The following is a 5,886-nucleotide window of genomic DNA, read 5'->3' on the forward strand; positions in this document are numbered from 1 at the left end:
GGTGTCAACATCATGCCGGAATTTTCCAGTTTCAAATGGAACGGGTTTCTGGGCCAGGGTCAACTCGAACACTCGACCTACGGATTAAAAGTCAAAGCGGCGCCATGTGGTTTTCACCGCCCGGCACCGCGGCGTTTGCAGCGCCTTGTCGAGTCGGCCGCTTGTTGTCACCGCCTGTTGTGACAGATTCGCCACGAAAGGGCAGGGAAGGCAGTTCTGGCGGTGATATCAGCACTTTCTCCCCGCTTTTTCGCCTAACTTCCCAAGGCGCGCTAAAATTGCGCACCTTTTAACCCGTCGCCGGAATCAGTCCTGAGTTTGCCTTGAGCGTGCAAAAGATCCTTATCGTGCGCGTGTCGTCGCTTGGCGACGTCGTCCACAACATGCCCGCCATCGCCGACATCCGGCGGCGGTATCCCGACGCGCAGATCGACTGGCTCGTCGAGGAAAGCTTCCAGTCGCTCGTCGAGCTGGTGCACGGCGTGCGCCGCGCGATCCCGTTCTCGCTGCGCCGCTGGCGCAAGCGTTTGCTGTCGGCAGCCAACTGGCGCGAGATCGGCGCGTTCCGTCGCGCGCTCGCCGCCGAAAAATACGACCTCGTGATCGACTGCCAGGGGCTCATCAAGACCGCCTGGGTCGCAAGCTGGGCGCGCGGGCCGCTTGTGGGCTTAGGCAACCGCACCGACGGCGCGGGCTACGAATGGCCCGTGCGCTTCTTTTACGACAAGTCGATTCGCATCGAACCGCGCACCCATGTGGTCGAGCGCACGCGCCAACTGGTTGCGGGCGCCCTCGAACTGCCGCCGCCGTCCGTCCAGGACGACATCGATTTCGGTCTGGACACCTACCGCGCCGCGCAGGCGCTGGCGGGCCTCGGCCTGAATCTGCCGGTGCCTTATGTGGTTTTCGTGCACGCCACGTCCCGCGCCGACAAGCAGTGGCCCGACGCGCACTGGATCGAGCTGGGCCAGGCGCTGGTGCGCCGCGGCGCCTCGCTGGTGCTGCCGTGGGGTAGCGACGCCGAGCGCGCCACCAGCGAGCGCCTCGCACGCGAGTTCGGCGAAGCGGCCATCGTGCCGCCCAAACTCTCGCTGCCCGCCGTGGTTGGCCTGATCGACGGGGCGGCAGCGACCGTGGGCGTCGATACCGGCCTCGTGCACATCGCGGCCGCGCTGAAGCGCCCGACCGTCGAGTTGTACAATTTCGCGACCGCGTGGCGCACCGGCGGCTACTGGTCGCCGAATGTCGTCAATCTCGGCACCGCCGGGCAGCCGCCGACGCTGGCCCAGGTCAAGGGCGCGCTCGCGGGCTTCGGCCTGCTTTGAGATGAACACACAGCGCGCGGGGTGCGGCAACGTGCTCCAGCTTGTTTGTCGGAAAAGCCTGACGGGCTGCGGCGCATCAAGGCGCGCCGTGCGGCCCGCGCGGTATAAGGGTCGGCGCGCGCGGCGCCCGGCCTGTTCAACCAGGCGAGACATGACGCAACAACGGACGCAACAGCGGAGGCTACGGCGCGCACCTCGAGCCTCGGGCGCCGCGACCGTCGAACGTGACGCCGAATCGGCCCAGACGGGACCGCACCGGACCACGGCGCCCGGCATCCAGATCCATCGCTTCCAGGGGCGACCATGAACGAATCCCAGATCATCGAAATCACTTCCGCCGACTGGCAAGGGCAGTCCCTGCCGATGCCGCGCGAGCAACTGCTCGACGCCGTCGAGCAGGGCAAGGTGTTGTACTTCCCCAAGCTGGAATTCCCGATCGAGGGCGGCGAGCGCGCGCTGCTCGATCCGGCCATCGCCGATCCCAAGCGCAAGAACATCAGCCTCGACCCGAACGGCGGCGCGCTGCATGGCGTGCTCGGCGACACCGTGCAGCAGTCGGCCGTGCGCGCGCTGATTGCGCGTTACCAGACCTGTGCGCACACGCTCGTCGACGGTCTCTTTCCCGAGTACACCGGCAAGCTGCGCGTCGCGCCCACGAGTCTGCGCCTGCATCAGGTGGAAACGCGCGAGACCTCGTGGCGCAAGGACGATTCGCGTCTGCACGTGGACGCCTTCCCGTCGCGGCCGAACTACGGCGAGCGCATCCTGCGCGTGTTCACCAACGTCAACCCCAACGGCGCGCCACGCGTGTGGCGCGTGGGCGAGCCGTTCGAGGACATGGCGAAGCGCTTCCTGCCCAACATCAAACCGCAGATGCCGGGCTCGGCGTGGCTTCAGAACCTGCTGCACATCACCAAGTCGCCGCGCAGCGAGTACGACCATCTGATGCTCAATCTGCACGACGGCATGAAAGCCGATCTCGAGTATCAGAAGGTGTGCCCGCAGCAGACCATCAACTTCCCGCCGGGGTCGGTCTGGGTGTGCTTCTCCGATCACACCTCGCATGCGGTCATGTCCGGCCAGTTCATGATGGAGCAGACCTTCTTCCTGCCCGCCAAAGACATGGTGCATCCGGAATGGGCGCCGCTTGGCATCCTGCAACGCCTCAAGGGCAAGGAACTGGTTTGACAGCGACAATAGCGACGATGCACGCACGCGCGAGCGGTGAAGCGGCGGAGGCCGGATGCTAAGGGCCATTTATCGCGCGGCCTGGTGGCTGATCGCGCCGCTCGCGGTGCTGCGGCTGATGATCCGCTCGCGGCGCGAGCGCGGTTATCGCGAGCACGTCTGCGAGCGCTTCGGTCATAGCGCCGGGCGTCTGCCCGAGGACGACACGCCGCTGATCTGGGTGCATGCGGTGTCGGTGGGCGAAACGCGCGCGGCGCAGCCGCTCGTCGATGCGCTGCTGGCGGCGCGCCCCGACGCGCGCATCCTGCTCACGCACATGACGCCGGGCGGCCGCGCGACCGGCGAGCAACTGTTCGGCGATCGCGTGCTGCGTTGCTATCTGCCTTACGACATGCCGGGCGCCGTGCGGCGCTTTCTGCGCACGTGGCGTCCCTCGCTCGGTCTCGTGATGGAAACCGAGGTGTGGCCCACGCTCATCGACGAATGCAAACACGCCGACGTGCCGCTGGTGCTGACCAATGCGCGCATGTCGGCGCGTTCGTTCCGGCGCGCGGCGAAGTTCGGCGCGGGCGCGCGCGAAGTGTTTGGCGGCTTTACGCGCGTGCTGGCGCAAAGTCCGGCCGATGCGGAACGTCTGGGGTCGCTGGGCGCGCGCAACGTGGCGGTGCTCGGCAATCTGAAGTTCGACATGGCGAGTCCGCCTGCGCTGGTCGCACGCGGACGCGACTGGCGCCGCGCGATCGGCACGCGGCCCGTTTGGGTCGCGGCGAGTACGCGCGAAGGCGAAGAAGAACTCGTACTGGAAGCGTTCGCCGCGCTGAAGGTGCCCGACGCATTGCTGATTCTCGTGCCGCGCCATCCGCAGCGCTTCGACGAAGTTGCCGCGCTGGTTGCGCGCAAGAACTTCAGGCTCGAGCGGCGCTCGCAATGGGCGCCGGCGGCGAATGCGGTAGATGTGCAGACGAACGTACCAGCATTGCCGCAGGATGTGAACGTGCTGCTCGGCGATTCGATGGGCGAAATGGGCGCGTACTATGCGGCTGCGGATCTGGCTTTTATCGGCGGAAGTCTGCTGCCGCTGGGCGGGCAGAATCTGATCGAGGCCTGCGCGGTGGGCACGCCGGTGCTGATCGGCCCGCACGTATTCAACTTCACGCAGGCCACCGCCGATGCAATGGCGGCAGGCGCCGCGCTCCAGGTGCAGGATCCCGCGGGTCTTGCGGTTGCGTTGCGCGAGTTGTTCGAAGACAAGTCGCGCCGCGTCACGATGGGCGCGGCGGCCTCGGCCTTTGCGGCACGTCATCGTGGCGCGACGGCGCGCACCGTGGACGTTGTGCAAGCACTTGTCGCAGGCATATAAGTTCTCGGGGCCAGTCGTACATTTAACATCGCACGCGTAGCGTTGCCCGCGAACTCGGGCTGTGCTGCTGGCACTAACTGTACGTTCGCCTCAGAGTAACGGGATTCCCGATTTGTTCGAGAAGATATTCAAGGGCGATTCTGGATGGCGCGTTTGATACCTGCTAGTTTTGAGCGGGAGATCGTAAACTGAGATTCAGGGAACCTACTCCATCGACCGACGCTTCCCGGCGAATTGACCGTGTATAAAATGAGCATCGTAAGTTGGTTGATCCGACCGTCGAATTTCTACTCTCTCGTTAAGTTGTTTTAGACAATATGCGCTGTAGATTTTTGCAACCGTAGAACGTCTGTGACGAGAGTAGTGGGATCGGTGCGGTCAGGACAGTTGCGCGCGTAGAGCGTCGGCAGCTTCCGCTGGAACACCGTACTCCTGCGCGAGAACGAGTGAGGCTTTTGCCGCCTCGAGTTGATTGCTGCCAACCAGCGCGTGAAAGTAGTAGACCCAGAGCTGAGCAAAATACGGTGTATGACCAAGCACCCGTTCGAAGTGCGGCACTGCTTGGCCGGGACGGCCTGTTTGCATGTGCAGTACACCTAGATGGTAGTTTGCATCAAGGTGATCGCTGTCCGAGTCAAGGACGATTCCATATAGCGTAGCAGCATCGGTATATTGCTGTTTTCGATGATGATCGATCCCGGCGTGCATCACGAGATCGATATCCCTTTCCTGTTGCGCGTCGGGGGGGGGCATGGTCGTGTCGTTAAACGACGTGAAAGCGGTCATGACGTTGGCACGCGAACGTGTCCAGGAGCGGAGATGTGGAAATTATGGAGGGAATGGCGGGCAAGCGATGCGTCGAGATCGAGTCAATCTGAGCGGCAATTTGACCTGTAAAGGGTGTTGGGTGCAGCTGCGCGCGAGGCTGACTTTCTATTGCTCCTAGCACAAGCAGCTCCACGGCTGCTTATTCTGCGGTCAGAATTGCGCGATGCGGTGATACTGGCTGACGTTGCGCGCGGCGCGCATGCTCGCCTGATACTCTGCGCCAAGCGCCCGTTGGGCCAATTGCGCCGCTTCGGCAACGCGGGCGTCAATCGCCTGAACCTCCTTGAGCTGCATGATGACCGAAGGTGGTTGACTCGCACCGAGCGACATCAAGAGCGGCGAGCGATCATCCGCAAGTTGCGCGGCGCGTTCCCACTCGCCGACGGCTGCGGCCTGCTCGATGGCCTTGCTGAATTGCCAGATCAGTTCGATGCGGGTCAGTGCGTCCATAGTTCGCGCCCCTTATTTGCTTGATCGCGTTAGCTCTTGTTGGTGGCCAGCGCGCCTGCGCTGTTGGTACCACCAAAGAGTTGAGTCAGATATTGCTGGTTGTTGTTCATCGTCGCCATTAGCGTATTGAGCGCTGTGAATTGCGCAGTGTACATGCTGGTCAACTGTGTCTGGTAATCCGTGAGATTGGTCTGCTGCGTCGTCAGATTCGTCAGGTCGCTGTTTATCGCATTCGTTCGCGTCGCGATCGCGCCAGTCGTCGACAGATAGTTCGTGATGTTCGTATTCAGCTGCTCGGCAACGCCATTGGTCGAATTGAACAGTGTTGCGATCGTCGACTGATTGTTCTGCAGCGCGTTGTTGAGCGCCGTGCTGTCGATCGAAAGCGTGCCGTCCGCGCCCAGCGTGACGCCAATCGATGCCAGACTGGTAGTCGTGTTGCCGTTCTTTACCCCGTTTGCAACGATCGTCGCCAACTGGTTCTGGATCATGTTCAGCGTCGAGTCGCCGAGCAGCACACCTTGCGACGTCGAGGTTGAGCTGAATGCCGTCAGCGTGCCCATCGTCGTGACGAGTGTGTTGTATAGCGTGACGAAATTATTGATCGCGCTCGATTGCGCGGATGTGTTCTGCGCAATCGTAAGGGTCTGGGGTGAGTTGCCGGTCGAGTCGATTGATGCCGCCGAGAGGCTTAGCGTCACCCCCGACAGAGCGGACGTCACGGTATTTATCGAA

7 protein-coding genes are annotated in these 5,886 nt (G+C 63.0%); 4 read left to right on the forward strand and 3 right to left on the reverse strand.

Translation table 11 applies throughout. The annotated features are described in order from the left end of the window. The 4 genes from VG320_RS20470 to waaA form a co-directional block, all read left to right on the forward strand. The coding region (locus tag VG320_RS20470) for a hypothetical protein (RefSeq protein WP_327201892.1) at positions 1–183 on the forward strand (183 nt) is incomplete at its 5' end. A gap of 140 nt (positions 184–323) precedes the next feature. Then, positions 324–1,325: a lipopolysaccharide heptosyltransferase I gene (waaC, locus tag VG320_RS20475; RefSeq protein ID WP_327201893.1), complete on the forward strand. Its 1,002-nt coding sequence runs from the start codon at positions 324–326 to the stop codon at positions 1,323–1,325. A 303-nt stretch (positions 1,326–1,628) separates the two neighbouring features. Continuing rightward, on the forward strand, positions 1,629–2,513 hold the full coding sequence (locus tag VG320_RS20480; RefSeq protein ID WP_327201894.1) for a Kdo hydroxylase family protein: 885 nt from the start codon (positions 1,629–1,631) through the stop codon (positions 2,511–2,513). Positions 2,514–2,568: 55 nt separating this feature from the next. Next, positions 2,569–3,873 (forward strand): lipid IV(A) 3-deoxy-D-manno-octulosonic acid transferase, encoded by a 1,305-nt coding sequence (gene waaA / locus VG320_RS20485; RefSeq protein WP_327201895.1) that lies wholly within the window; start codon positions 2,569–2,571, stop codon positions 3,871–3,873. Positions 3,874–4,251: 378 nt separating this feature from the next. Here the strand turns inward: waaA and VG320_RS20490 are convergent, their stop codons facing one another. The 3 genes from VG320_RS20490 to fliD all read right to left on the reverse strand — a co-directional run. Next, positions 4,252–4,659 carry a tetratricopeptide repeat protein gene (locus VG320_RS20490; protein WP_327201896.1) on the reverse strand — a complete coding sequence of 136 codons (408 nt, stop codon included), beginning with the start codon at positions 4,657–4,659 and terminating at the stop codon, positions 4,252–4,254. 192 nt (positions 4,660–4,851) lie between these two features. Further along, on the reverse strand, positions 4,852–5,151 hold the full coding sequence (locus VG320_RS20495) for a flagellar protein FliT (protein ID WP_327201897.1): 300 nt from the start codon (positions 5,149–5,151) through the stop codon (positions 4,852–4,854). Positions 5,152–5,180: 29 nt separating this feature from the next. Next, positions 5,181–5,886, reverse strand: a 706-nt coding sequence (gene fliD / locus VG320_RS20500) for a flagellar filament capping protein FliD (RefSeq protein WP_327201898.1), incomplete at its 5' end; no start/stop codon positions are given.

The organism is Paraburkholderia sp. (genome assembly GCF_035948235.1).
Lineage (GTDB): Bacteria > Pseudomonadota > Gammaproteobacteria > Burkholderiales > Burkholderiaceae > Paraburkholderia.

Bases quoted from the DNA above. Each gene is read 5' to 3' on its own strand.
- waaA (WP_327201895.1), top strand. From the start codon at position 2,569: ATGCTAAGGGCCATTTATCGCGCGGCCTGGTGGCTGATCGCGCCGCTC.
- VG320_RS20480 (WP_327201894.1), top strand. From the start codon at position 1,629: ATGAACGAATCCCAGATCATCGAAATCACTTCCGCCGACTGGCAAGGG.
- VG320_RS20495 (WP_327201897.1), bottom strand. From the start codon at position 5,151: ATGGACGCACTGACCCGCATCGAACTGATCTGGCAATTCAGCAAGGCC.
- VG320_RS20490 (WP_327201896.1), bottom strand. From the start codon at position 4,659: ATGACCGCTTTCACGTCGTTTAACGACACGACCATGCCCCCCCCCGAC.